Below are 26,505 nucleotides of genomic sequence, written 5' to 3' on the forward strand. Positions count from 1 at the left end.
GCTCAGCGCGAAAGTTCTGACACCCGCGCAGCTACGCGATGCAAGTCATTGGCAAACTTCTGTTCTTCTTCAGCGCGCCCATGATCCTGAAGGCGCAGAAGATAGCTGGGATGCGTAGTGATCCACAATTCGCTACCATCTTCCAAAAGGTTCGGGATGCCGCGCTCCTTCTGCACGCTCACCGTCCGCCCAAGCAAGCCGCGCGCCGCGCTGGCCCCCAGTGCCAGCACGATGCGTGGGCGTATCAGCGCCCGTTCGCCATCAAGCCACCAACGGCAAACATCGATTTCCTTGGCGGTAGGATTCTGATGCAGCCGCTGCTTGCCGCGCGGGGCGAACTTGAAGTGCTTCACCGCATTGGTCACATAAGCCTGCTCAATCGCAATTCCGGCATCCTGAAGATGCGCGCGCAACAACTGGCCGGCAGGGCCGATGAACGGACGTCCCTGCTGCTCCTCGGTATCGCCGGGTTGTTCGCCGACAATCATCAGAACGGGCGTCTGCGGCCCCTCACCCATCACGCTGTTCGTGCCCGTGCAGCCAATTGCACAGCGGCGGCATGACCGGATCGCCTCGGCCATTCCGGCAAGTGTGGCGGGGCGTTCGCCCAAGTCTTGCCCGCCCGCCGCAACCATGCGCGCCTCCCGCGCTTGCGCCCCCGCGATCAGTTCGGGGATCAGCGAAGTTTCGGGCATGTTCTTCCAGTATCTGCGCGGCATTTCCTTCAGCATCGCGCCGACTTTCAGGCGCGCGGGGTTGAAGGTCGATGCATAGTATTTCCGCCAGAGCGCCTCGACCGGATCACCCGCCGGGGCATCGGCGCGGGTGGCAGGCGGGCCTTCCTGCAAGATTTCGCCATCCCAATGCATGCTGCCGCGCGGGGTCAGAATCGACCAGCGCATCGTGGTGAAACGGCGCACGAAGAAGGCAGCATTGGACCGTACAATGTGATGGTCAGGCTCAAACCATGCGACATAGCGCTCACCGTCTGCTTCTTCGATCACGCGGAAGCGCACGAAGGCGCGCATCTTGTGAATATCGCGCCGCACCTGACGGGCCAGTTCATCGATGCTGCGCACATCGGAATCGGCCTTGTCCTCCATCAATCGCGGCTTGGCCTGTAACCGCCAGAGCAAGCGATAGATCAAAGAAAAACGTTTAGAGTCAGAATGAAGGATCGCACTCTTGGCATATTGCACGAAATCGCGTGAGGCGCGCGGCTGCGGTGCATGGGCAGGAGGTGCAGGCAAGCGCCGCTCCCCTTGCGCGAACAGATCGGCGCTGTGATCTGCGGGCGAATCCCATACGATCCGGTCTGGCGGCACATCGGCCTGAATCAGCCGCCGCGCAGCATCACGCCAGCCTTCGAAATCATCCGGAGCCGCCAGCGACACGCAAAACGCCTCCGCCGAATGCATCGCGCGAAACGGCGTCATGACGCAAACAATTCCAGTTGCTCGGACTTTCTGGGCGCAATCAGGTTTTGCAAATCGGCGCGATCGGTCAACAAAACGGGGCGCCAATCCTCGGCAATGATGAACGGGCGGACTTTGGCGACGGACACAGTCAACTTGCCCACGTCTTCAAGCCGCAAGCGGCGCTGGCGTCTGGCTGCGATGATGGCGTTGACCGCCCGCACGCCGAGGCCGGGCACGCGCAACAAGCGTTCACGCGGGGCACGGTTGACGTCCACCGGGAAGTCGGCGCGGAATTGCAGCGCCCATGCCAGCTTGGGATCGATATCCAGCGGTAGCATTCCGTCTGCTCCGGCGGCCTGCTGCACCTCATGCGGGGCATAGCCATAAAAGCGCATAAGCCAATCGGACTGATAAAGCCGGTGTTCGCGCATTAGCGGTGGGCGCTTCAATGGCAGCACCGCGCTGGCATCGGGGATCGGGCTGAACGCGGAATAATAGACCCGGCGCAGGCCAAAGTTGCCGTAAAGCGTGCTGGCGCGGCCAACGATATCGGCATCGGTTGCGGCATCAGCGCCGACGATCATCTGGGTGGATTGACCAGCGGGTGCGAATTTCGGGGCATGGCGGAAGCGTTTGCGGGCGTCCTTGGCCTCGATGATGGAATCCTTGAGCGACGTCATCGCGCCTTCGATCTGCGTGGCCGACTTATCGGGCGCAAGGCGGGTCAAACCGGCGACTGTCGGCAGTTCGACATTGATCGACACACGATCGGCATAAAGCCCGGCGCGGGCGACCAGTTCGGGATCGGCTTCAGGGATCGTCTTGAGGTGGATGTAACCACGAAAATCGTGCTCTTCCCGCAAGATACGCGCAACTTCTATCAATTGCTCCATCGTGTGGCTGGAGCTTTTGACGATGCCCGATGAAAGGAACAGACCCTCGATATAATTGCGGCGGTAGAACGATAGCGTCAGATCAACCACCTCCTGCGGAGTGAAGCGGGCGCGGCGCGTGTTCGAGCTTTTGCGGTTGATGCAGTAATGGCAATCGAAAACGCAGTGATTGGTCAGCAGGATTTTGAGCAGCGAAATGCAGCGCCCGTCCGGCGCATAAGCATGGCAAATGCCCATCCCTTCGGTTGATCCGATACCCTTGCCGCCTTTGCTCGTACGCTTGGTGGTGCCTGATGATGCGCACGATGCATCGTACTTGGCGGCATCGGCAAGTATCTCAAGACGTTCAAGAATTGTCTTCTGGGCGGGCAAGGCTGGTTGCGGCATTCGTTCTTTATATGTTCTTTTTTAAACATATGCCACCCCGGACCTGTGGACAGGTGGGGATCATGCAAACAATCCTTGAATGAACCATTCGGGGGCTCCGCCGCGCCCGTCACCGATCACGCCATGACGGTAGATCCAATAGCGCCGTCCAGTGGCATCTTCGATGCGGTAATAATCGCGCAGGCGCACGGTGGAGCGTTCGCGCCACCATTCAGGCGCGATCCGTTCCGGACCCTCGGCGCGGGCAATCTCGTGGACTTCACCGCGCCACCGGAAACGGCGCGGGAGGCCATCGGGCGTTTCATAAATGACGGCAACGGATTCCGCCTTATCAAGTATTTTCAATGGCCTGTGATGGAAAGCCAATTCCTCTTGTGAAGATGGCAGATCCGCCAGAGGTGGCTGCCAACGCTGTGCGCGTTCGGGCAAGTGGCTGGCGTAAGGGACCGGACGGCGCACGGCTTCGGGACCAAGCCGGACTGTAAGGCGATCCACACAAGCGGCCAGACTGGTACCGTGGCGTTCGGCGGCGGCATCGAGTTGCACTTGTGCCAGTGCCAGCGGTTCGGTCCACGAAGCGCGTAGCCGCACCAGTTCGATGCCAAAACCTGCATCCACATCATCGAGGCGGGTGGCGAACAGGCGGCATATGTGGGCGCAATCGCGCGTGGCGGTGGCCATTTCAAGGCGGCGCACCGCCATTTCGCCATCAACCTTCCACATTCCCAGTTCAAGCCGCCGCGCGCCCTGCCCCAAAGCTTCAAGCAGCCGCGCCATATCGCCCGCCAGATCGGTCACGACCTGATCCAGCAAGATACGATGGCGGATCGGCTCCATCAGGCGGCGCTGGACGAGGGGTGCGGTGACGCTGATCACCGGCAGCAGCGGTTCGGGCAAGCGGCCCAGCAATTGATCGAGCCGGAGCAGCGGATTGGATGCAGCCGAGCGGCGGTTGCGGAAACGCCGCGCCAGGGCATCGCGGGCAAGACCATGCAGATCGCCAAGGCGCTTGAGGCCAAGACGGCGCAGCAGGAGGATCACGTCGTCGTCAAGCCGCAGCGCGGCTGTCGGCAAATCGCCCAGATGCCTCAGCGGATCGTCAGCGGGCGCGATGATCGCGGCATCCGGCCCGAAATGCGCTAGTGCCCATGCCGCGCCTGCGGTGGGGGCGAGCGCCGCGCGGATACCAAGGCCGCGCCGGGTGAAGGCATGGATAGCATCGGCCAGTAGCGCACGCTCTCCGCCGAACAGATGCGCGACGCCGGTTGTGTCGATCAGCAAGCCATCGGGCGGGTCAAGCGCGCTCCACGGCCCCCAGCGCTGCGACCACAGCGCAAGGCTTTCCAGCAAGGCAAGATCGCCTGCCGGGTCAGCCGGACGCACGCCGAGCGCGGGGCATAGCGTGCGCGCATCGGCAAGCCGCATGGCGGGCACAGCGCCTGCGAGCTGTGCCGCATGGTTGGCAGCGGCGATACGTGGCCCGTGCGCGGTGTCTTCGATCAGGGCGAGCGGTTCGGCGTCTGCGCCTTGCCCTCGCGCAAGGCCTTCAGAAAGCCGCCAGCGATCGATCGCCAGCCCCGTGCACCAGATCGCCATGATCCGGCGTGGCGGGGTTGCTGTAAGGTTGTGCAACGAGGGCGGGACCGTCATCGCGCAAAATCCATTTTCCGGGTTGATACGTGTGAGCGCGGAACAATTCAGCCGCCCAAGTGGTGGTGCCGGGCGCATGGGCGTTCCAGCGTGGAGGGGGTGAAGGTGCGGCCTCAACCCGCCAGCGCATTCTGGATGCGCCAAGATCATGTTTGGCATCAAGCCTGATCAGCCAGAGCGGGACGCCGTGTTTTTCAGCGGCAAGGCCAAGGCGGCGTGAGGCGGTGAAATCAAGCGCGCGCGGGTTACCGGCGATCTCTCCGATAACGAAAGCCAGATCGCGGCAGCGCAAACCTTCTTCCAGGGCAAACAGCGCGTCTTCAGGCGTCGTGGCGGCAACGTGGATCAGGCGGTGGCGCATTTCTGCCGGAAGGCCCGGCAGATAAGGCCGCCCGGACAAACGCAGCGCGGCCTTATCCTGCACCCACAGGAACGGACGATGATCGGGCATATCAGCCGCAGGATCGGGCACGGCCATGCGCAAGGCATCTTGCGCCAGAGCCAGCGCCAGCCCTGCCCCCGATGCATCGCGCCCGGACGCAAACAGTTCTGACAGCGCGCAGCCCGTGGCAAGGCCGGGGCGCCAGCGCGGGGTGCGTTCACTTGCCCCGATGCCGCGGACAAGGCCGGGAGCGAGGCGGGCAGGGTCGACGGTAGGGGCGGCTTCTGACATGCGAATCATTCCTTATGTTCTTATTATGTTCTTATTTTCAGAACGCGCAATCCGCTTTGAGCGTCGCCTGTGTGCACAACCTTGGGGAGAAATGCTGGAAGGTTTGGGGATAGCTTGGGGGGAACATCTCTCGCGCCGATCCGTTCATCGATCAAATATCAGACGCGAAAGGCAAATTTGCGATGAAATACGATCAAGCCAATCCCGAAGAGCTTCGTGGAAAATTCTGGAAAGCGTTGGCCTCATCCCCCTACGTGATGCTTCAGCTTGATGCCGATCCCGATACCGCCGCCCCGATGACCGCACAGATCGACAAAGGTGCAAACAGCGCCATCTGGTTCTTTACCTCGCGCGATAACCGCTTTGCCGCGATGGGCGGTGCCACCGCCACATTCTCGTCCAAGGGACATGACGTGTTCGCGCGTTTCCACGGCACGTTGGTTGAGGAAACGGATCGCGCGCTGCTGGACAGGCACTGGAACAACTTTGCTGCGGCATGGTTTCCCGGCGGCAAAGAAGCCCCGGACTTGTTGTTCCTGCGTATGGATCTGGGCGATGCCTCAATCTGGGCGGGCGAGCTTGGCATCATTGGCGTTGCCAAAATGGCTTTGGGTCTGGATGTTACCGGTGACGTCAAAGGCGGGTTCACTGAAACCCGTCTCTGATCTCATCGATCTGTAACAAAAAAGGGCCGCTCCTTTCGGGGCGGCCCTTTTCACATTCAAGCGTCCAACCGATCAGTTGATGGGCGGAACCGAAGTTGGCGGAACATCGCCGTCCATCTCATGCACTTCGACCGACCCACGACCCACGTGGCTGCGGCTGCGGCTATAGGCGAAATAGACCACAAGACCGATTACCGCCCAGATCACGAACAGCATCTGGCTTTTGAAATCGAGCTTGTAGAACAAGTACAGGCAGCCAAGAAACGCGAGCGGCGAGGTGAGATAGATCGCCGGAGTACGGAACGGGCGATGACGGCCCGGTTCGCGGCGACGGATCACCAGCACAGCAACCGACACTGCGGCAAAGGCAAACAGCGTGCCCGAGTTCGAGATATTGGCGAGCAGACCGACCGGGAAGAACGCGGCGAAGAGGGCCACGAAAATGCCCGTCAGGATCGTGATCACATGCGGCGTGTTGTAGCGCGGGTGGATCTTCGAAAACGAGGCGGGCAGCAGGCCGTCACGGCTCATCACGAAGAAGATGCGGGTCTGGCCGAACATCATCATCAAAATAACCGATGGCAATGCCAGACCGGCGGCAAGGCCGATCAGGTTTCCGACTTGTGGCCAACCGATTTCACGCAGCGTCCACGCCAGCGCTTCCTTTGAACAGACGACTGCCTGATCGCCCATCGCGGCGCACCTGGCCGCAAGTTCGGCACTGCCCGGCTCCATGCCAAGGCCATTGGCATCAAGCACCGGCTGCGCGCCAACCGAACCAATCACGCCTGATGCAACCAGCAGGTAGAAGATGGTGCAAATACCAAGGCTGCCAATCAGACCGATCGGCATGTTGCGTTGTGGATTCTTGGTTTCCTCAGCCGCAGTAGAGACCGCATCGAAGCCGACATAGGCAAAGAAGATTGAAGCTGCTGCTGCACCGATTCCGCCGAAGCCCAGAGGCGAAAACGGTTCGAAATTCTCCATCTTCATCACTGGCAGTGCCAAGATGCAGAACAAGGTCAACGCCGCGACTTTGATAGCCACAAGCACAGCGTTCACCGAGGCGCTTTCCTTGGTGCCGATAACCAGCAGCCATGTGACAAGCCCTGCAATTAACATCGCAGGAAGGTTCACCAAGCCGCCATCATAAGGGCCGCGCACCAGCAAATCAGGGATATCCAAATGGAACGCATTCTCTATCAGGCCAACCACATAGCCCGACCAGCCGACGCTAACCGCGCCTGCGGCCACGGCATATTCGAGGATAAGGGCCCAGCCCACCATCCACGCAATCAGTTCGCCCATCACCGCATAGCTATACGTGTAAGCCGATCCGGAGACCGGAACCATCGACGCCATTTCAGCGTAGCATAGTGCTGCTACTGCGCAGACGAACCCGGCAATGATAAAGCTGATCAACATGCCCGGGCCAGCTTTTTGCGCAGCTTCGGCCGTCAGCACGAAAATGCCAGTGCCGATAACGGCACCAACGCCCAACATTGTCAGCTGGAATGCCCCCAGCGAGCGATGCAACGATTTCTTTTCTGCCGTAGCTAGAATGGCGTCGAGCGGCTTGACGCGACCAAACATGAATTTCTCCCGCATGGGTCCAAAGCGCCAATCCGCCGATGCGGTTGCTTCAGAAACCAGGTAATGGGCCGGAAGCTAGCGGGAACCGGATATCGCGCAAGCCATTTTTCCCCAAGATTACGTATAAGGTGCGTAACCTTGCGGCTTTGCGTTAACATAGTAGAAGCGGTGCGCAGTCTCACAAGGATGCTGATTGATGTCTACCACGTTTCAACTCGATACTTCGACGAGCCGCGCGAACCCGACGCCAAGCCCGATGAAGCGCCTGACGATCCCCGCGATCCGCCAGCGCAAGAAGGACGGGGTCACCGCGCAACCCATCGTGATGCTGACGGCCTATACCGCGCGGCAGGCCCAGTTGCTTGATGAACATTGCGACTTGCTGCTGGTGGGAGATTCGCTGGGCCAGGTGATTTACGGCCTGCCCTCCAGCGTGCCGGTCACGCTCGACATGATGGCAGCCCATGGTGCTGCGGTGGTGCGCGGGTCATTTCATGCAGCGGTTGTGGTCGATATGCCGTTCGGCAGTTACGAAGCAGCGCCAATTCAAGCCTTCGAAAGCGCAGCGCGACTGCTCAAGGAGACGGGCTGCGCTGCGGTAAAGCTTGAAGGCGGCGAAGCTATGGCTGAAACCGTAGCATTCCTCACCGCGCGCGGTATTCCGGTAATGGGCCATGTCGGGCTCACCCCCCAGGCGGTTAACGTGCTGGGCGGCTACAATGCGCGCGGCAGGTCCGAGGCAGAAGCGGCCAAGATCATCGGCGATGCGCGTTCCCTATGCGATGCTGGCGCTTTTGCGATTGTCATTGAGGGCGTTATCGAACCCATTGCCATTGCGATTACCCAAGCCGTTGCCTGCCCGACCATCGGCATTGGCGCATCGGCGCAGTGCGATGGACAAGTGCTGGTGACCGAAGACATGCTTGGCATGTTTGAACGCGTGCCGCGCTTTGTGAAGATCTATGAAAACATTGCCGGAACCATTTCAGGCGCGGCAGCGCTTTATGCCAAGGAAGTGCGCGAGCGTACGTTCCCCGGTCTTGAACAGACGTATCAGCCGAAGTAACGGCCTATCACCTCCGAACAGGGAATTTCAGTTTGCTGCTCCGCTTCTACAAAGGGTCCATCCTTTTCACACTGGTCTGCCTCGCGCTGGCTGCGGCCTATGGCTGGATGCAGACCGGCACGATGAGCGGGACGCTCTCGCTGCTGTGGATCGTATTCGTCTTGTCGATCCTCGAAATCTCGCTGTCGTTCGATAACGCCGTGGTCAACGCAGCCGTGCTCGAAGACATGGACGAAGTGTGGCAAAAGCGCTTTCTGACATGGGGCATGATCATCGCCGTGTTCGGCATGCGCATCGTGTTCCCGCTGGCGATTGTGGCCATTGCCGCAGGCCTTGGCCCTATCGAGGCACTGACGCTATCCCTCAACGACCCCAAGCGTTACGAAGAAATCGTCAGCAGCGCCCATACCGGAATTGCCGGATTTGGCGGCGCATTTTTGGCGATGGTGGGCTTGTCGTTCTTTTTCGATGGCGAAAAGGAAGTGCACTGGATCAAATGGATCGAGGAAAAGCTGGCCGTTGTTTCCAACATCAAGGCCGCCGAAATCGCGCTATTGCTGCTCACGATCTATGGCATTTCGCTGACCCTGCCTGCTGATGATGCGCTGACTTTTATCGTATCAGGCGTGTTGGGGCTGGTCACCTTTATTGCGGTCGAAGCGCTCGGCACGATCCTTGAGATGCGGGACGAAGCACAGAAGGCGGCGGGTGTTGTGGTGCGTTCGGGGCTTGGCGGCTTCCTGTACCTCAACGTGCTGGACGCATCGTTCAGCTTCGATGGCGTGATCGGCGCCTTTGCCCTTTCCAACAACATGGTGATCATTGCGCTGGGCCTGTCCATCGGCGCAATGTTCGTGCGTTCGATGACAATCATGCTGGTGCAGAAGGGTACGCTTTCGGAATACCGCTTTCTGGAACATGGCGCATTCTGGGCGATTATCGCGCTGGGGGCGATCATGCTGCTATCGGCGCGCTATCACATCCCCGAAACAGTCACCGGCCTGATTGGTGCGGCGATGATCGGTTTGTCGCTGTGGTGGTCGGTCCGCCACAAGCGCCGCCATCCCGATGAGGAAATCGAAGCGGCTGTCCGCGCCGATTGATCGCCGTTAAAGCGCTGCCGCCCCGGATGGAGCGGCAGCGCGCTTTTATACGCCCCGGCCCTTGAGCGAGGGCACAGGCGCTGGCGTTCCGAGGAAGCGCGGGGCTGGTCCCGGCATCAGGAACCCGTCTTCTTCAATAAATGTGCCGCGCGCCGCGTTGTGGGGATGCTTGGGCGCTTCGAGCAGGCTCAACACCGGGGCAAAACAGATGTCGGTGCCATCCATGATCGCGCACCATTCGTCGCGGGTCTTGGTAAGGATCAGCGCAGCGATGCGGTTTTTAAGATGCGGCCATTTGGTAGCATCCATCTGTTCTGCAAATTCCGGATCGGCGTCCAGCCCGGTCTTTTCCAGCAACAGCGTGTAGAACTGCGGCTCGATCGATCCGAGCGAAATGTACTTGCCGTCGCTGGTTTCGTAGGTGTCATAGAAATGCGCGCCGCCATCCAGCAGATTGACCCCGCGTTCGTCCTTCCATGTGCCGTTGCCGAGGAAGGTATAGGTCATTGCGGAAAGGATCGCAGCGCCATCCACCATCGCGCAATCGATGACTTGGCCCTTGCCGCTGCGCTGGGCGGAAAACACTCCCGCCATCACGCCAAACGCCAAGACCATGCCGCCGCCGCCAAAATCGCCGACAAGATTGACCGGGAACTGCGGCTTGCCGCCTGCCTGGCCAAAGCTGTGCAATGCGCCTGAAAGCGCGATATAATTGATATCGTGCCCGGCAAGCGGGGCCATCGGCCCATCCTGCCCCCAACCGGTCATCCGACCGTAGACAAGCTTGGGGTTGTCAGCCAGCAGCACATCGGGACCAAGCCCCAACCGCTCCATCACGCCGGGACGGAAGCCTTCAATGATCGCATCAGCTTCTTTAACCAGCGCGCGGATCTGCGCGATGGCTGCGGGGTCCTTCAGATTGAGCTCCAGCAGCTCGCGGTTGCGGTTCAGAATATCGCGCTCACCGCTATCGCCAACACGCTCTGCCGGTGAAGGACGCTCGATGCGGATCACGCGCGCGCCATGGTCCGCCAGCATCATTCCGGCAAAAGGCGCGGGGCCTAATCCTGCGAATTCCAGTACCGTCAGCCCTTCGAGTGCGCCTGCCATGCCAAAACCTCCACCATTAATCGAACGATTGACGGGGGATTAGTCACGCGGCCCTGCCCTGTCGAGGGGACATTTCACGATGGATTGCGCAAAGCCCGCGCTTGCAACACTGCCTCGATGCGCGCCGCACCAACATCATCACTCACAGCCGTACGGCCATAGGCCAATAACTTGAGTGCTTGCGGGTTACCGGGGTTCTGCCGCAGATAGCGAGCAACCATGGCATTGGCATCCGCAGGACGGCCAAGCGCGCGCATCGCGTGATCGATCCGCAGCAATGTGGGCAGATTAAACCTGATCATGGCAGCCCTGCCATACATATCCAGCGCACCCAGCCTGTCACCCAGCGCCATGCGCGTATCGGCCGATAAAAGCCAAGCATCCACGGCACCGGGATTGGCTAGCCGCAAACGATCCGCCACAGATTTTGCGCGCGGCCCCTCACCTGCACTGATCAACCCGCGAAGGTAGGGCACCGCATTTCCGGCAAAGTTCGGCGCATCGGCATAACTGATCGCGAGCGCCCCCAAGGATTGCGCCGGAGGAATGGGCTGCGCGGGTCGCTCGCCCAAATCATCGGCCCGCGCGAGCATGGCCGCCCCTTCCACTTTCCGGCCTATCGCCAGATAGGCCTGCCCGGTACTTGCCAACAGATAAGGCGGCGCAAAGCCCTGCTTGACCCACAAGCCCGCCGCCTCAACCGCCTCGGCATTCAGCCCCTGACGACTTAGCGCGCGGACAAACAACATGCGCGCTTGCAGATTATCGGGCTGCATCCGCACCAACCTGTTGAAATGCCCGACCGCCAGATTGCCGTTGCCCGCCCGGTATTCCAGAATTCCATTTAGCAGCACCACCGCCGGCACATCGCGCAAGGCCGTGCCGGTTTGCTGAAGTATCTTGCGGGCCAGTGTGGTCTGCCCCGCCCTCGCCGCCAGAACGGCCTGCAAATACAAGGCCCGCACATTGCCCGGATCAACCGATGTCAATTTGCGACAAACTACCAGCATCGCCCTGTATTGGCCCATATCGCCAAGCGTTGCGGCATACTCGCTCAGCAGCCCCACATCGTTCGGGGCCACTTGCAAACCTGCCTCAAACCATGGCAGCGCGGCAAAAAGGCCGAACTGTTCGCGGATCAAAAGCCCCCGCAATTCAAGCGCGCGCGGATCTTTGGGATTCAATTGAACCGCCCGGTCCGCTGCATCAATGGCCTGCGCCTGCTCACCGCCGCTGAAACGCAAGCGCGCTATATCGATCCACAGCGTCGCATTGTTGCCATCAAGCCGCAACGCCTGATCAAAGGCGCGCCCAGCCTCGGGCAGACGGCCTTCGGCAAGTTCAAGCCGACCACGAAGATGCCAGCCATGCGCGGCGCTTTCGCTGATGAAATCGCCGCCATAGAGCAGCTTGCGCGCCTCACGCCGATCACCCTGAAGCAGCAGCGCCTCGCCCAGCTCTGCACGCACCGTGTCCGCTGCTGCCCCGCTGCGCACTGCCGAACGCAATGGCGCCTCTGCGGCAATGCCATCCCCTTTCGCCAGTGCCGCCCGGGCTTTGGCAAGGGCGGCGTCCAGTGCATCGCCAGATGCATCGCCGCGTACGGGCATAGCGCCGGCCAGCAACAGCAAGGCCAAAGCTGCGCCCAAATGTTTGGAAGGAGAGCGCATGGGCTTACGTCTGCAAATCGTACTGCTTGAGCAGGTCATAAAGTGTGGGCCTGCTTATCCCGAGCAGTTTTGCTGTGCTGGAGATATTGCCCTCACTGCGCGCCAAAGCATGGCGAATGATTTTGCGATCCGTGGCTTCACGTGCTGTCTTGAGGTTAAGCGGGGTGCCTTGTTCCTGCGCAGAGCTTGGCAAATCAAGATCGGCAGCGGTCACCAACTTGCCATCTGCCATAATCACCGCGCGCTTCAGGCGGTTTTCCAACTCGCGCACATTGCCCGGCCAGTTCCAGCTATCGATAGCAGCCAACGCATCGGCGGCCAGCCCTTTGACTTGCGGATTCATCTCTGCGGCAAAGCGCAAAAGAAACGTCTTGGCCAGAAGCGTAGCATCGCCCGGACGCTCTGCCAGACTGGGTATCCGCACCACAATTTCGGCAAGCCGGTAATACAGGTCCTCGCGAAACCGGTTATCGGCAATCATCGCCTCAAGGTTTTGGTGTGTGGCGCAAACAATGCGCGTGTCCACCTCGATTGAGCGCCGTCCACCAATGCGTTCAATCGTGCGCTCCTGCAAAAACCGCAAAAGCTTTACCTGAAGTTGCAGCGGAATATCGCCAACCTCATCAAGGAACAGCGTGCCGCCGCTGGCCAGTTCGATCTTGCCTTCGGTTGTTTTGACAGCGCCGGTAAATGCACCTTTCTCGTGCCCGAACAATTCGCTTTCCAACAGGTTTTCGGGGATCGCCGCACAATTGATCGCAATGAACGATCCATTGGCGCGGTTCGAGGCATCGTGCAGACCGCGCGCCAGCAGTTCCTTGCCGGTACCACTGGCCCCCAACAACATGACCGATGCGTTGGTATTGGCCACACGCTCTATCGTGCGGGCAACTTTGACCATCTCGGGCGCGGCAGTGATCATCCGGCCCAGCACTTTATTGTCAGACGAGGCGCGCGTCGCCAGATTGCGGTTTTCCGCTTCGATCCGCGAAAGATGCAACGCTCGGCGAACGATCAGGCCCAAAGCGTCAATGTCGACCGGCTTCTGATAGAAGTCATAAGCCCCCTTCTCGATGGCTTTCAACGCAGATTCGCGCGCGCCATGGCCCGAGGCGACGATCACCTTGATATCGGGGCGCAGCGCCATGATCTCGTCCAACACGGCAAAGCCTTCGGTCGTACCATCTGGGTCAGGCGGCAGGCCAAGGTCGAGCGTGACAACAACCGGATCTTCTGCGCGCAACAACGTCAGCGCGCTGGCGCGATCGCCAGCGATAACCACCTCGAAATCTTCATACGCCCACTTCAACTGCGCTTGCAGGCCGGGATCGTCCTCGACGATCAACAGCACAGGCCGCTTATTGGGCTGGGTATCGCTCATCATGCCACCTTCTTGTCGGGAGAGCTCGCGCTCGCCTCGATGGAATCCATCAACGGCCGGGCTGCGGTTAGCGGCAGGCGCACGGTAAACCGGCTGCCAAGCCCTTCACGGCTTTCGACGTCCAACCGCCCCCGCATCGCTTTGACCAGTTCGCGCGCTTCAAATGCGCCAATGCCAAAACCACCCTGCCTGGTTGAAACAAACGGCTTGAACAGGCGATTGCGGATGAATTCCGCGCTCATGCCTGAACCGGTATCGATCACCTCAATGATGCCATTCAACCCATCAACGCTGACCTGCAAAAACACCGCCATCCCTTCGGGGCTGGCATCAAACGCGTTTTGCACCAGATGCAGAATGACCTGCTCTAACGCCTCGCGGTTGGCCATCACTTGGCACGGCTGGCTTTGCGTCACGTAAAGCTGCGGCAAGCCCGGCGTGTTATAGCGTGCTGCGATCGCTTCGATAACTTCGCTAGCGTCAATATCCTCAACCCGTTCGGTGCCGCTGGTGCCATAGCGGGACAACCGCGCCAGCAGGCTGTTGAGTTTGTCTGCGGCATTACGCAGCGTGATCAGCATATCGGCGCGAAAGTCAGGGTTCTCGGCGTGCTTCTCGGCATTGCGCACCAGCAGGCTGATCTGGCTCGCGAGATTTTTAATGTCGTGCATCACAAAAGCAATGCGGCGGTTGAACTCGTCAAAGCGGCTGGCTTCCAGCAAGGCGGACTGGCCGGTATGTTCGGCCAGATAGCTCGCCAACTGCATGCCAACTACACGCAGCAGATCGAAGTCCTCCCAATCCAGTTTGCGCGCCACTTGGGGACGGCCCAGCACGACCAGCCCCACCAGCCTGTCAAAATGCAGCAATGGCACCAGCGCCCAAGCTGAATGTTCAGCGAGCATCCAAGCGGGCAAAGAGCCGATCTCGCCCTGATGATCCACGCCTGCGCGCACTTCATCAAGGTCGACGATAAATGCCCGCTTTTCGAACAAGGGCACGCTGGCAGCCTCCAATGCTTCTGCCGGCACATCCGCCGTCGGCCATTGCCAGCGCGATGCTAGAACCAGTTCGCCACTTTCGGCTGGCACCAGCAGCAATCCCGCCGAACTGTCGGTGATATCCGCGACAGCTTGGACCACACGCTCGTGCAGCGGCGGGGTTTGCGAACCTGCGCGCCCGATGGTGCGCGTGAAACGCAGCCATTCGGCGCGATAGTCATAGCGATGCTGGAAGAAGTGCTTGGCCAGCATGACCTTGATCCAACCACGCACTCTGCCAGAGGGGATTACCGCGAGCACCAGTACACTGGATACGAACACAAACCCGAGGTGCGCCAATTGGCTGGCATTTCCGCCAAGCCACGCCAGCGATTGCGCGGCACCAACCATGACGATCATGTATCCACCGATCACCATCAGCGACAGCGATTGGAACGCAACGGCACGCGATGGCGAAAAGCGCGTTGCCGAGCGGCCTCGCACGGCCCCGATGACTAGCAACCCCGCCGCAGTGATCTGGGCAAGCCCGCGCAATGCGGCAAGCTCCATCGGCAATTGGCGCGAAAGATAAGCGATTGTGTATAAGTTGAGATCGTACCCCCAAAGCGTTGCCAATGCCGCGCATGTCCATCGCAAAGCTGTGCGCTGGTGCGCGATTGCGCCAGCATAGAGGTTGTGCACCAACACAAGCCCCCCGATCGCCACCAGCAACCGGAACATACCCGATATCTGGAGGATCATCTCCTGTACGCCATGGTTCGGCCCAAAGCGGAACTGCATCAAGATCAGCAGGAATTGCAGCAATTCGACGAAGACAAGCGATGCGATAACCGGACGGATCGGCCCGACGCTGGTATGCCGGCCATCACGCGTGAACAACGCAAGGGTCAGGCCAAGCAGAGCAATGCTGCGCAGCGTTTCGAAGAGCTGGCTAACCAGTGCTGTCGGGCCATTGGCAGCAGCAACCAGCGACCAAGCCGCGATCACTGCGAATACTGTGATCTCGGTCCAGCCCGATTGCTCGCGTTTGCGGCGGCGTCCATCCCAGCGCCAGCCGATCAGCAATAGAAATGCAAAGGCAGATGTGATGAACATCCATTGCCCGAGGCCTTGCCAGGTAAGCGGGCTCGACACTACCCGATCCTCACCGCGCGCCTTCGTGCCACAGCACGACGCGCAAGGTTTGCAGCAAGATCAGCAGATCAAGAAACGGGGTGTAGTTCTTGGCGTAGTACAGATCGTATTCAAGCTTGTGGCGCGAATCCTCAAGCGATGCGCCGTAGGGATAGTTGATCTGCGCCCAGCCCGTGATCCCGGGCTTCACCATATGCCGCTCGGCATAATAAGGCAGTTCATCTTCCAGACTGGCGACAAATTCGGGGCGTTCGGGGCGCGGGCCGACAAAGCTCATTTTGCCGGTCAGCACCGTCCACGTTTGCGGCAGTTCATCAATGCGCAACTGGCGGATCATCCGTCCGATCCGTGTCACACGAGGGTCGTTCTCCTGCGCAAACTGTGCACCGTTGACCTCGGCATCGGTGCGCATCGAACGCAGTTTGATCACATCAAACGTCTCGCCGTAAAGGCCGACGCGGGTCTGGCGGAAAAACGCCGGGCCTTTGCTATCCAGCTTTACCAAAATCGCAAACAGCACGATCACCGGCAGCGTCAAAACCAGCAAGAGCAGACTGACCGCAATATCGAACAGTCGCTTCGAGGCGCTCGATATGGCGCGACCTGATGAGAATCCGTCCGAGAAAATCAGCCAGCTCGGATTGACAGTATCAAGGTCCACCCGGCCCGTCTCACGCTCCATGAAAGTCGAGAAGTCGTTAACGTGAACACCGGTGGTTTTAATCCTGAGCAAATCCTTGAGAGGCAAGGCATTGCGCCGCTCCTCCAGCGCCAGCACCACTTCGCTAACCCCGAGATTTTCAACATACCGCGTGAGATTGTTGATCGCATCGCGATGGATGGCTTCAATCACGACAGGCGCCACACTGCTCATGCCGATATAGCCGACAATCGCAAACCCGGATTCAGGCTTCTCACCCAACTTGCGCAACCGTTCTGCCCGCGCCCCAGCACCAAGCACCAGCACACGGCGGCGGAACGCGGCTGTTCCCAGCAAGCCCCCCAGCAACAGCCGGATCGACACCAGTGATCCCATGGAAAGGAACATTGCGTAAAGCAGGTTGGATCGCCACAGCGTATGTCCGGGCAACAGGAAATAAACGACTGACAGCGCGATGATTCCAAGGCTTATCGCCACTAGCAATCGCGCCGTTGCATAGCGCAAAGACCGCAATGCTTCCGAGCCATAAACCCCCACCGCGATCATGGCCGTTTGCACCAATGCAGCAAAGATCAAAAGCGGAGTCATCCGTAAGGGCACAAGGCCCGGGTCCATCCCGATTTGGTGCGCCCGCACTTGCCAGCCGACTTCGCCTGCCGCCATCAGCAGGATAAAGTCCAACAGGCCCAACAGCAGGACCGAATGCGGGATGTAATGTTTGAACAAGCGGATCATTGCACCGGCGCTCGATACCCCTGCCAGACCCGGAGCGGGTCAAGTCAAGGTTTGCTCTAGGCACAAAGGGTAAAGCGTCGGTTACTCTGACAATCATAAAACGAGGGCGGTTTTAACTTTTATCATTCGTTTACAATAATATAGTTGAAAAATCTAAATTCCGTTGTCGGGTGTTTTTACATATTTTGACGTTAAATCTCTCTGGTAGAGTGGCGCGAACCCTGCCATGTCTCACCCATGCGGCAAAAAGAATTGCGTACCGCACTCGTGTGTTTTGGCGGCATCAGCCTTGCAGTGTACATGCACGGCGTGACCAAGGAACTATGGCACGCCACCCGCGCAAGTCGGGCGTTCCATTGCCCGCAAAGCGATAATGTCCATGGTGTAGAGCAGGTGTATGTGCGCCTGTTTGAAGAAATCGCACTTAGCCGCGAACTGCGCGTGCGGCTTTTGCCCGATATCATCTCGGGCGCGAGTGCAGGCGGCATCAATGGTGTGTTCCTGGCACAAGCCATCGCTACCGGCCAAAGCCTTGAGCCTCTGACCGCGATGTGGCTTGAACGCGCAGACATAGACGTATTGCTTGATCCTGACGCCAAGCCATGGGGCCGCTTTGCCAAGTTCTGGGCGCAACCGCTAGTGTGGTTCGTGCTGAAGCGCCCCGGCAACGTCGTCAGCAGCACCGTCGCGCCGCAAACCCGCTCGGAAGTGCGGCGGAAGGTATCGAGCCTGATCCGCGCGCGCTGGTTCTCGCCACCGTTTAGCGGCATCGGCTTTTCGCGGATGATCGCCGATGCGCTTGATGCCATGGCGTCTGCCCCCGAAGGTGCGCCCTTACTGCCCGATGGCCATCCGATTGACCTGCTGGTAACTGCGACCGATTTTAACGGCCACCTTGAAGAAATCCGCCTGAACAGCCCGCCCACGGTGGTCGAGAGCGAACACCGCCTGTCGATTGCGTTTCGGCACATGGCTGATCGCAAACACCCTGCGGGCCTTGCTGCAGCTCCCGAACTGGTACTGGCTGCGCGGTCCACTGCCAGCTTCCCCGGTGCGTTCCCGCCGCTGCTGGTCGAGGAGATCGACCAGCTGGTGCAAGAACGCGGCACGTTATGGCGGGGCCGTGACGCCTTCCTTGAACGGATCATGCCCGGCCACTGGAAACGCGGCAGCATTGATAGCGTCGCGCTGGTTGATGGTGCAGTGCTGGTCAACCGCCCCTTTGCCCAAGCGATTGGCGTGCTGCGCGATCGCCCGGCGCGGCGCGAGGTTGATCGCCGCTTTGTTTATATCGATCCCAGCCCCGATCACATGCGGATCGCCCCGAAAGGCGGGCGCACGGTAGGCTTCTTTTCAGTTATTTTCGGCTCGCTCTCATCTATCCCGCGCGAACAACCGATCCGCGACAACCTCGAAGCACTTGAGCGCCAGTCCCGCCAGCGCGCGCGCCTGCGTCTGATCGTCGAAGCACTGCGCCCGGAGATTGAAGAAGCCGTCGAACACCTGTTCGGGCACACGTTATTCTTTGATCGCCCCTCTGCGCGCAGGCTGACCGCATGGCGCAACAAAGCGCAGCAAACCGCCGCAGAGCGGGCGGGCTTTGCCTTCCACAGTTATGCGCAAACCAAGCTATCAGGGATCATTACCAGCCTTGCCGAACTGATCTACGAGGCGGCGCCACAAGCGGCGTCGGCTGCCAAAGTCGAGACTGTTTTATGGGCGCACTTGGCGCAAAATGGAATGGATCACCTGTCAGCTCTGCGCGGTGGAGCCACCGATCAGGCGATCCTTTTCTTTCGAACACACGACATCGCCTTCCGCATTCGCCGCCTGAAGTTGCTCGCCCGTCGCTTGACGCATGAATGGGAGGCCAGCGACGATGTCAGCCCCGCCGCCCGCGAGGCTGCCCGCGATGCCGTCTACCGCGCCCAAGCACTCTATCAAGGCCGCGAGACTGCCGAAGGCTTAGGCCCGGGATTTGCAGAAACAGCAGCTGTTGCGATGGTTGATCCGGGCGCTGTGCTCTCTGCCATCGCGGCCCGCCGCGATTTGATCGGATTGGATCTGCAAGTAGACACTATCCTCATCGCCGCGCTCGACAGCATGGACAAGCCGCTGCGCCGGCGCTTCTTGCACGCCTATCTTGGCTTCCCGTTCTATGACATCGCCACGCTGCCATTGCTGCAAGGCGAAGGCATGAACGAATTCGATCCGGTAAAAGTTGATCGTATCTCGCCTGATGACGCGACCTCGATCCGCAAAGGCGGCACCTTTGCGTGCCTGCGCGGCGTTGAGTTTTTCAACTTCGGCGCATTCTTCAGCCGCGCCTATCGGGAAAACGATTATCTGTGGGGCCGCCTGCACGGTGCCGAACGGATGATCGATCTGATCGCCTCAACCGTCGATGTGCCCTTGCCCGATAAAGCCATCCACGCATTCAAACGCGATGCCTTCCTCGCGATCCTTGAGGAAGAGGAAGGCCGCCTGATCGCTGAACCCGGTCTGATCGCCGGGATCAGGGCTGAAGTCGTGGCGGCCTTTCCGGACTAGCTATTCCGTCAAATCGGTCCAGGCATCCTTGATCCGGTCGAAGAAGCCCTTGGATTGCGGGCATTCTTCACCCGTTTCGGTAGCCTGAAACTCGCGCAGGATTTCCTTCTGGCGCGCTGTAAGCTTGCTGGGAGTCTCCACCTGGATTTCGACCACCAGATCACCCACACCGCGCCCTTGCAGCACAGGCATGCCCGCACCACGCTTGCGCAACTGCTTGCCCGATTGGATACCGGCGGGAATTTCAATCGTATGAACCCGGCCATCCATCCCCGGAATTTCTACCTCACCGCCCAAAGCGGCCTTGGTGAAGCTGATCGGGCAACGCGTCAGCAGCGTTGTGCCTTCGCGTTCAAACATCGCATGGCGTTGAACATGCAGGAAAATGTACAAGTCACCTGACGGTGCGCCAAACGGCCCCGCCTCGCCCTTGCCGGCAAGGCGAATGCGTGTGCCATTATCGACACCTGCCGGAATGTTGACCTGCAACTTCTGTTCGGCGTCTACTCGCCCCTCGCCCCGGCAACTCTTGCAGGGCGATTCAATAATCTCGCCGCGCCCGTGGCACGTCGGGCATGGCCGTTCGACCATAAAGAAGCCCTGCTGCGCGCGGACTTTGCCGTGGCCCTTGCACAAGTTGCAGCGCCGCGCCGACGTACCGGGCGTAGCGCCCGAACCGCCACATGGCGTGCAAGATTGCGATACTTCTACCGCAATTTCAGCATCTTTGCCGTGGAAAGCATCTTCCAGCGTGATTTCCATGTCATAGCGCAAATCGGCACCACGCCGGGCTTGCTGGCGTCCGCCGCTGCTGAACCCGCCGCCAAAGATCGTTTCAAAGATATCGCCGATATCGCCGAAATCTCCGCCGCCAAAGCCGCCACCGCCGGGATTTCCGCCGCCGCCCTGCTGGAATGCAGCATGGCCATAACGGTCGTAGGCCGCGCGTTTTTGCGGATCAGACAGGCACGCATAGGCCTCGTTGATCTGCTTGAACTTCGCTTCGGCTTCAGGGTTTCCCGGATTTTTGTCCGGATGATGAATCATCGCGAGCTTGCGATAGGCGGATTTCAGCACCTTATCGTCGGCAGTGCGCTCAACCTGGAGCAATTCGTAAAAGTCGATTTCGGTCGACATTGCGTTTCCCTGACAAATAAAGACCCGCCGCGAGCCTCAAGGCAAGCGGCGGGTCTGGTTCATCGCAACATCACTTGGTGTCGTCGACTTCCGAGAACTCGGCATCGACCACATCATCATCAGCCTTTGCGCCAGCGTCAGCGCCCGGAGAAGCACCAGCAGCCTGCTCCTTCTCATAGATCGCCTGACCCATCTTCATGGCCTTGTCGGTCAGTTCCTGAGTCTTGGCAGTCATCGCTTCCACGTTGCCGCTTTCCACAGCCGTCTTGGCTTCGGCAATCGCTGCTTCGATTTCAGCCTTCAGCGAAGCATCAACCTTGTCGCCATTTTCTTCCAATTGACGCTCGGTCGCATGGATCAGGCTTTCAGCGTTGTTTTTAGCTTCAGCCTCGGCGCGGCGCTTCTTGTCCTCATCGGCAAACTTTTCAGCATCACGGACCATCTGGTCGATGTCCGAATCCGAAAGACCGCCCGAGGCTTGGATGCGGATCTGCTGTTCCTTGCCCGTGCCCTTGTCCTTGGCCGAGACGTTGACGATGCCGTTGGCGTCGATGTCGAATGTGACTTCGATCTGCGGCACGCCCCGGCGCGCTGATGGAATGCCAACAAGATCGAACTGGCCGAGCATCTTGTTGTCCTGCGCCATCTCGCGCTCACCTTGGAATACCCGGATCGTAACGGCCTGCTGATTGTCTTCAGCCGTCGAATAAACCTGGCTCTTCTTGGTTGGGATCGTGGTGTTGCGATCGATCATGCGCGTCATGATGCCGCCGAGTGTTTCGATGCCCAGCGAAAGCGGGGTTACATCGAGCAGCAGCACGTCCTTGACGTCGCCCTGAAGCACGCCTGCCTGAATGGCAGCGCCCATCGCCACGACTTCGTCAGGGTTCACACCGGTGTGTGGCTCCTTGCCGAAGAAGTCCTTCACGACTTCGCGCACCTTGGGCATGCGGGTCATACCGCCAACCAGCACGACTTCGTCGATATCCTTCGACGAAACGCCAGCATCGGCCAGCGCCTTCTTGCAAGGCTCCAGCGTGCGCTGGATCAGGCCGGCAACCAGCTTTTCAAGGTCCGAACGCGTGATCGTTTCCACCAGATGCAAGGGGGTGGTTGCGCCACCTTCCATGCGGGCTGTGATGAACGGCAGGTTGATTTCGGTGGTCTGCGCAGATGACAGTTCGATCTTCGCCTTTTCAGCCGCTTCCTTCAGGCGTTGCAGGGCGAGCTTGTCGCCACGCAGGTCCATGTTTTCCTTGGCCTTGAACTTGTCAGCCAGGTACTCGACCACAACCGTGTCAAAATCTTCACCGCCCAGGAACGTATCGCCGTTGGTCGACTTTACTTCGAACACGCCGTCACCGATTTCCAGCACGGAGATATCGAACGTACCGCCACCAAGGTCATAAACCGCGATGGTTTTGCCATCCTGCTTGTCGAGGCCATAGGCCAGAGCCGCTGCGGTCGGCTCGTTGATGATGCGCAGCACTTCAAGACCGGCAATCTGTCCGGCGTCCTTGGTTGCCTGGCGTTGCGCGTCGTTAAAGTAGGCAGGAACCGTGATAACGGCCTGCGTGACGGTCTCGCCAAGATAAGCCTCGGCGGTTTCCTTCATCTTTTGCAGGGTGAAGGCGCTGATCTGCGAAGGGCTGTAGTCCTGGCCACCAGCCGAAACCCACGCATCGCCATTCTTGCCCTTGGCGATGGTATAAGGGACGAGTTCCGTGTCCTTCTGGGTCAACGGATCGTCAAAGCGGCGGCCGATCAGGCGCTTTACCGCGAAAATCGTGTTGTCCGGGTTGGTAACAGCCTGGCGCTTGGCCGGCTGTCCGATCAAACGCTCACCATCCTTGGTGAATGCGACGATCGACGGGGTGGTGCGCGCACCTTCCGAATTTTCAATAACCTTCGGCGTGCCGCCATCCATCACTGCAACGCAGCTGTTGGTCGTGCCGAGATCGATACCGATTACTTTAGCCATGGTTTCCCCATTTCCTTCCAATCTGGACACCGCGAGGATGGATGGTCCCCCTGCCGGGCAGACCGCCGAACGCGGCTCGATTGACGGCGATATAGGTGTGGTTCCGCTTGGCACAAGGCCCCAGTGCGCTTACCGCGTGAAGCAATTCAGCATGAGGAGTAGATGGTTATGCGCAAGATGATGTTCGTAAGCCTTTCCGCAATGGCGCTGATCCTCGGCGGATGTGGCCAAAAAACGGACAAGCCAACCACCGACGCCAGCGAATCTTCCGCTGCATCGCCAGACAACGCGCCCGGCGTTACCGTCACTGATGCCATTGTTCGCCTCCCGGCTGTTCCGGGCGCACCCGGCGTTGCCTATTTTGCGGTTAACCAAGGCAGTGGCCCTGCCCGCAAAATCGCAGGGGTCTATGTCGAAGGTGCAGAACGCGCCGAAATGCACGAAACCGCTACCGAAAAAGGCGTGTCATCGATGCGCGCGGTCAAGGATGTGGCACTGGAAACCGGCAAGGCTATCGCATTCAAACCCGGCGGATTGCACATCATGCTGTTCGGCGTGGCTGATACGCTCAAGGCTGGCGACACCACTGAAATCACCATCACGCTCGACAATGGCGACAAAGTCAGTGCGCCCGCCAAAATCGAAAGCATTGGCGGCGCTATGGACGGCGTAGCGGGCGATCATGATATGTCCGGAATGGATCACGACATGAGCAAGATGTGAGCAAGGACTGCGCTCTTTGCCCACCGGGCGCAGAACGCCCCCTGACCCACGGCGAACGCGCGCTGGTGGCAGAAGTCTTCGGCGCGGCCATCAATCCCGATCCCGTCCGCATCCGCCGTCGCCGCTGGTTTCCTTTCCAGCCGACCGGTACGGTCATGGCTCCGATGGGCCACATCCACTTTACGCCTGCCTGCTCGCGCTATTGCGATGATTTTTCCTGCGCAACGCTGTCAGAACAAGGGCTGTTCGTTCATGAAATGGTCCATGTCTGGCAATCCCAGCATCGCGGGCGCTGGTGGCTGCCATTCATGCGCCACCCGTTCTGCCGCTATGGCTATACTTACCACGACGGTAAACCATTCGCGCGCTATGGCATCGAACAACAGGCTGAAATCGTGCGCCACTGGTTCATCGCAAAACGGGGCCACCCGTCACCGGAGGCCCCGCATGTAGATTTGCTGGAAGCGCTGCTTCCGTTTCGACAGGGCTAACCGCTTTACCCCGGAAGCCTGATCAATCAGGCTTCTTGGCCACTGCCACCATCGCGGGGCGCAACAGACGGTCCTTGATCATGTAACCGGCCTGCAATTCGGAAATCACCGTGCCAGGTTCAACATCGGCGGATGGCATTTCAATCATCGCCTGATGCTGATGCGGATCAAGCGGCATGCCCATCGCTGCAATTCGGATGATACCGTGCGCTGCAAAAACCTTCTCGACCTCGCGGCCCGTGGCTTCAAGCCCTGCTACAAGGTTCTTGAACTTGTCGTCTTCGCGCAAGTCAGCGGGGATCGTTTCCAACGCGCGGGCAAGATTGTCTGCCACCGAAAGCACATCGCGGGCAAAACCGGTTGCGGCATAGGCACGCGCGTCTGACACGTCTTTTTCCATGCGGCGGCGCACATTCTGCGTTTCGGCCTTGGCGTAGAGGATGTCCTGCTTTGCCGTTTCAAGATCTTCACGCAGCCGAGCCAGCTCTTCATTAGCCGAAGGCTGTTCGATCATATCTTCGGGCACACCCTTCAGTTCCGCTTCGATCTCTGCGTCGGTTGGGCGTGTGTCGTTATCGCTCATTTTCTAGAAAACCCGTCTTGTCCGATGAATTTGCCCAGTGTCTGGGCCGTGAAATCTACCATGGGGACGACCCGCGCATAATTCAACCGAGTCGGCCCGATTACTCCCACTACGCCCACCACGCGGCCATCGCCATCGCGCCATGGTGAGGCGATGACAGACGAGCCGGATAAAGAAAACAAACGGTTCTCGCTACCAATGAAAATCCGCGTCGCCTGCGCTTCACGTGCGGCATCCAGCACGGCCGCAATTGCCTCGGTGCTTTCCAACTCGTCCAGCAATTGGCGCACGCGTTCGATGTCATGCAACGCCGCATCATCCAACAAATTGGCTTGGCCCCGCACCACCAGCACCGGACGCTGCGCTGCATCAAAGCTCCAGACCGCAAGCCCGCGCTCAACCAGGCCCGCGCTCACCGTATCCAGCGCCGAACGCCCGCCTGCAATTTCAGCGCGTATAACCGCCAGCGCCTCGACCAGCGTGCGCCCCATCAACCGGCTCGTCAGATAATTGCCTGCCTGCTCCAAGGCATAAGCACCCACAGGCTCGGGCAGATCAATCACCCGGTTCTCGATCCCGCCATCTTCGCCCACCAGCACGACCAGTGCGCGTACCGGCGAAAGCGCAACGAACGAAATCTGCACGAGGCGCGGCTCGCGGCGAGGCACCATCACCACCGCGGCGCCTGCCGAAAGCTCAGACAAAGCCGAACTCGCCGCCGCCAGCGCATTTTCGATGGAACCCCCCGTCGTCAGCCCACGCTCAATCTGAGCGCGTTCAATAGCGGTAGGCTCTGCTACTTGCATGATGCCATCGACAAACAGGCGCAGCCCCACTTCGGTCGGCATTCGTCCCGCGCTGGTATGCGGCGCCGCCAGCAATCCTGCGTCCTGCAATTCCTGCAAGACCGACCGGATCGAAGCAGGCGAAAGATTCACCGAACCGCTCCCCGCCAGCGCTTTTGATCCCATTGGATGGCCGCTGGCAATATAGCCCTCCACCACAAGACGGAAAATCTCGCGGGCGCGGTCGGTCAAATCGGAGAGGGTGGGGCCATTCATCATCGCTAATCTGTTTACCGCTCTTGCAGGCGCAAGGGCAATGCGCCAGAGGCTTTTCCGAACTTTTGAGGGAAAACCCATGCGACCGTCAGGACGCGCGCCGGATGAAATGCGCGCTATCACTATTGAAACCGCTTTCACCAAGCACGCTGAAGGCTCAGTCCTGATCGGCTTTGGCGATACCAAAGTGCTCGTCACCGCCTCGGTTGAAGAGCGCGTGCCGCCGTTCATGCGTGGCAAGGGCGAAGGTTGGGTCACCGCAGAGTATTCGATGCTCCCCCGCGCCACGCATACCCGTGGCAGCCGTGAAGCGGCCAAGGGCAAGCAATCAGGCCGAACGCAGGAAATCCAGCGTCTGATCGGTCGCTCGTTGCGCGCTGTCACCGACATGAAGAAGCTGGGCGAGCGCCAGATCACATTGGATTGCGATGTGATCCAGGCCGATGGCGGCACCCGCACCGCTTCTATCTCGGGCGCGTGGATTGCCCTGCGTCTTGCCGTGCAAGGCCTTATGGCCAGCGGTGCAATCAAGGAAGATCCACTCACCCGCAAGGTCGCCGCCATTTCCTGTGGCATCTACAAGGGCAACCCGGTGCTCGACCTTGATTATATCGAAGATTCCTCGGCTGATGCCGATGCCAACTTCGTGCTGATCGAAGGCGGCCACATCGCTGAAGTACAGGCCACCGCCGAAGGCGCCACGTACGACGAAGAAGCCCTGCTCCGCCTCCTGCGACTCTCGCGCATGGGCTGCGACCAGATCTTCGCCGCCCAAGCCAAGGCCGTGGGCTAAAACCCGTCCATCCCGCCACCTCAAATCGTCATTCCTGCGAAGCCGG

General features: G+C 59.7%; 21 protein-coding genes. 7 read left to right on the top strand and 14 right to left on the bottom strand.

Going from position 1 to position 26,505, the window contains the following annotated elements; genetic code table 11:
- Positions 1 to 2: 2 nt before the first annotated feature.
- From IP81_RS13260 to IP81_RS13275, 4 genes are read right to left on the bottom strand one after another with little or no spacing between them, the layout of a single operon-like run.
- Positions 3 to 1,436, bottom strand: a complete 1,434-nt coding sequence (locus IP81_RS13260; protein WP_231626642.1) for a UdgX family uracil-DNA binding protein — start codon at positions 1,434 to 1,436, stop codon at positions 3 to 5.
- Positions 1,433 to 2,698 carry a putative DNA modification/repair radical SAM protein gene (locus IP81_RS13265; RefSeq protein ID WP_054108445.1) on the bottom strand — a complete coding sequence of 422 codons (1,266 nt, stop codon included), beginning with the start codon at positions 2,696 to 2,698 and terminating at the stop codon, positions 1,433 to 1,435. The genes IP81_RS13260 and IP81_RS13265 overlap by 4 nt, the downstream gene beginning before the upstream one ends.
- 60 nt (positions 2,699 to 2,758) lie before the next feature.
- Positions 2,759 to 4,348 carry a DUF6504 family protein gene (locus IP81_RS13270; RefSeq protein WP_054108446.1) on the bottom strand — a complete coding sequence of 530 codons (1,590 nt, stop codon included), beginning with the start codon at positions 4,346 to 4,348 and terminating at the stop codon, positions 2,759 to 2,761.
- Positions 4,245 to 5,021 (bottom strand): hypothetical protein, encoded by a 777-nt coding sequence (locus tag IP81_RS13275; protein ID WP_231626645.1) that lies wholly within the window; start codon positions 5,019 to 5,021, stop codon positions 4,245 to 4,247. Before IP81_RS13275 ends, IP81_RS13270 begins: the two co-directional genes overlap by 104 nt.
- A gap of 182 nt (positions 5,022 to 5,203) precedes the next feature.
- Between IP81_RS13275 and IP81_RS13280 the strand changes: the two genes are divergently transcribed.
- Positions 5,204 to 5,686 carry a pyridoxamine 5'-phosphate oxidase family protein gene (locus IP81_RS13280; RefSeq protein ID WP_054108447.1) on the top strand — a complete coding sequence of 161 codons (483 nt, stop codon included), beginning with the start codon at positions 5,204 to 5,206 and terminating at the stop codon, positions 5,684 to 5,686.
- A 72-nt stretch (positions 5,687 to 5,758) separates the two neighbouring features.
- On the opposite strand, the gene IP81_RS13285 is transcribed toward IP81_RS13280, so the two are convergent.
- Positions 5,759 to 7,279, bottom strand: coding sequence for an amino acid permease (locus IP81_RS13285; RefSeq protein WP_054108448.1), 1,521 nt, complete (start codon positions 7,277 to 7,279; stop codon positions 5,759 to 5,761).
- Positions 7,280 to 7,475: 196 nt separating this feature from the next.
- On the opposite strand from IP81_RS13285, the gene panB reads away from it, so the two are divergent.
- Together panB and IP81_RS13295 are read left to right on the top strand one after the other, a co-directional pair.
- On the top strand, positions 7,476 to 8,345 hold the full coding sequence (panB, locus tag IP81_RS13290) for a 3-methyl-2-oxobutanoate hydroxymethyltransferase (RefSeq protein ID WP_054108449.1): 870 nt from the start codon (positions 7,476 to 7,478) through the stop codon (positions 8,343 to 8,345).
- A gap of 35 nt (positions 8,346 to 8,380) precedes the next feature.
- Positions 8,381 to 9,448, top strand: coding sequence for a DUF475 domain-containing protein (locus IP81_RS13295; RefSeq protein ID WP_054108564.1), 1,068 nt, complete (start codon positions 8,381 to 8,383; stop codon positions 9,446 to 9,448).
- 45 nt (positions 9,449 to 9,493) lie between these two features.
- On the opposite strand, the gene IP81_RS13300 is transcribed toward IP81_RS13295, so the two are convergent.
- The 5 genes from IP81_RS13300 to IP81_RS13320 all read right to left on the bottom strand — a co-directional run bounded on the left by IP81_RS13300 (position 9,494) and on the right by IP81_RS13320 (position 17,140).
- Positions 9,494 to 10,558: a CaiB/BaiF CoA-transferase family protein gene (locus tag IP81_RS13300; protein ID WP_054108450.1), complete on the bottom strand. Its 1,065-nt coding sequence runs from the start codon at positions 10,556 to 10,558 to the stop codon at positions 9,494 to 9,496.
- 74 nt (positions 10,559 to 10,632) lie between these two features.
- The gene (locus IP81_RS13305; RefSeq protein WP_197274625.1) at positions 10,633 to 12,228 is read right to left on the bottom strand and encodes a tetratricopeptide repeat protein; all 1,596 of its coding nucleotides are present in this window, start codon (positions 12,226 to 12,228) and stop codon (positions 10,633 to 10,635) included.
- Between the two features lie 4 nt (positions 12,229 to 12,232).
- Positions 12,233 to 13,609, bottom strand: a complete 1,377-nt coding sequence (prsR, locus tag IP81_RS13310; protein ID WP_054108565.1) for a PEP-CTERM-box response regulator transcription factor — start codon at positions 13,607 to 13,609, stop codon at positions 12,233 to 12,235.
- On the bottom strand, positions 13,609 to 15,744 hold the full coding sequence (prsK, locus tag IP81_RS13315) for an XrtA/PEP-CTERM system histidine kinase PrsK (RefSeq protein WP_054108452.1): 2,136 nt from the start codon (positions 15,742 to 15,744) through the stop codon (positions 13,609 to 13,611). The genes prsR and prsK overlap by 1 nt, the downstream gene beginning before the upstream one ends.
- 10 nt (positions 15,745 to 15,754) lie before the next feature.
- Positions 15,755 to 17,140, bottom strand: coding sequence for a TIGR03013 family XrtA/PEP-CTERM system glycosyltransferase (locus IP81_RS13320; RefSeq protein WP_054108453.1), 1,386 nt, complete (start codon positions 17,138 to 17,140; stop codon positions 15,755 to 15,757).
- Positions 17,141 to 17,377: 237 nt separating this feature from the next.
- On the opposite strand from IP81_RS13320, the gene IP81_RS13325 reads away from it, so the two are divergent.
- Positions 17,378 to 19,690: a patatin-like protein gene (locus tag IP81_RS13325; protein WP_054108454.1), complete on the top strand. Its 2,313-nt coding sequence runs from the start codon at positions 17,378 to 17,380 to the stop codon at positions 19,688 to 19,690.
- Here the strand turns inward: IP81_RS13325 and dnaJ are convergent, their stop codons facing one another.
- Both dnaJ and dnaK read right to left on the bottom strand, forming a co-directional pair.
- Positions 19,691 to 20,827: a molecular chaperone DnaJ gene (gene dnaJ, locus IP81_RS13330; RefSeq protein WP_054108455.1), complete on the bottom strand. Its 1,137-nt coding sequence runs from the start codon at positions 20,825 to 20,827 to the stop codon at positions 19,691 to 19,693. It abuts the gene before it with no gap.
- Between the two features lie 70 nt (positions 20,828 to 20,897).
- The gene (dnaK, locus tag IP81_RS13335; protein ID WP_054108456.1) at positions 20,898 to 22,808 is read right to left on the bottom strand and encodes a molecular chaperone DnaK; all 1,911 of its coding nucleotides are present in this window, start codon (positions 22,806 to 22,808) and stop codon (positions 20,898 to 20,900) included.
- Between the two features lie 168 nt (positions 22,809 to 22,976).
- Here dnaK and IP81_RS13340 point away from each other — a divergent pair, with 168 nt between their 5' ends.
- Both IP81_RS13340 and IP81_RS13345 read left to right on the top strand, forming a co-directional pair.
- Positions 22,977 to 23,531, top strand: coding sequence for a copper chaperone PCu(A)C (locus tag IP81_RS13340; protein WP_054108457.1), 555 nt, complete (start codon positions 22,977 to 22,979; stop codon positions 23,529 to 23,531).
- Positions 23,528 to 24,022: a hypothetical protein gene (locus tag IP81_RS13345; protein ID WP_054108458.1), complete on the top strand. Its 495-nt coding sequence runs from the start codon at positions 23,528 to 23,530 to the stop codon at positions 24,020 to 24,022. The genes IP81_RS13340 and IP81_RS13345 overlap by 4 nt, the downstream gene beginning before the upstream one ends.
- A 22-nt stretch (positions 24,023 to 24,044) precedes the next feature.
- Here IP81_RS13345 and IP81_RS13350 read toward each other — a convergent pair whose 3' ends face one another.
- Positions 24,045 to 24,605: a nucleotide exchange factor GrpE gene (locus IP81_RS13350; protein ID WP_054108459.1), complete on the bottom strand. Its 561-nt coding sequence runs from the start codon at positions 24,603 to 24,605 to the stop codon at positions 24,045 to 24,047.
- The gene (gene hrcA / locus IP81_RS13355; protein ID WP_054108566.1) at positions 24,602 to 25,666 is read right to left on the bottom strand and encodes a heat-inducible transcriptional repressor HrcA; all 1,065 of its coding nucleotides are present in this window, start codon (positions 25,664 to 25,666) and stop codon (positions 24,602 to 24,604) included. Before hrcA ends, IP81_RS13350 begins: the two co-directional genes overlap by 4 nt.
- Before the next feature lie 79 nt (positions 25,667 to 25,745).
- Here hrcA and rph point away from each other — a divergent pair, with 79 nt between their 5' ends.
- Positions 25,746 to 26,459 carry a ribonuclease PH gene (gene rph / locus IP81_RS13360; protein WP_054108460.1) on the top strand — a complete coding sequence of 238 codons (714 nt, stop codon included), beginning with the start codon at positions 25,746 to 25,748 and terminating at the stop codon, positions 26,457 to 26,459.
- The last annotated feature ends 46 nt before the right edge of the window (positions 26,460 to 26,505 follow it).

It is taken from the genome of Novosphingobium sp. AAP83, from assembly GCF_001295795.1.
Taxonomy (GTDB): domain Bacteria; phylum Pseudomonadota; class Alphaproteobacteria; order Sphingomonadales; family Sphingomonadaceae; genus Novosphingobium.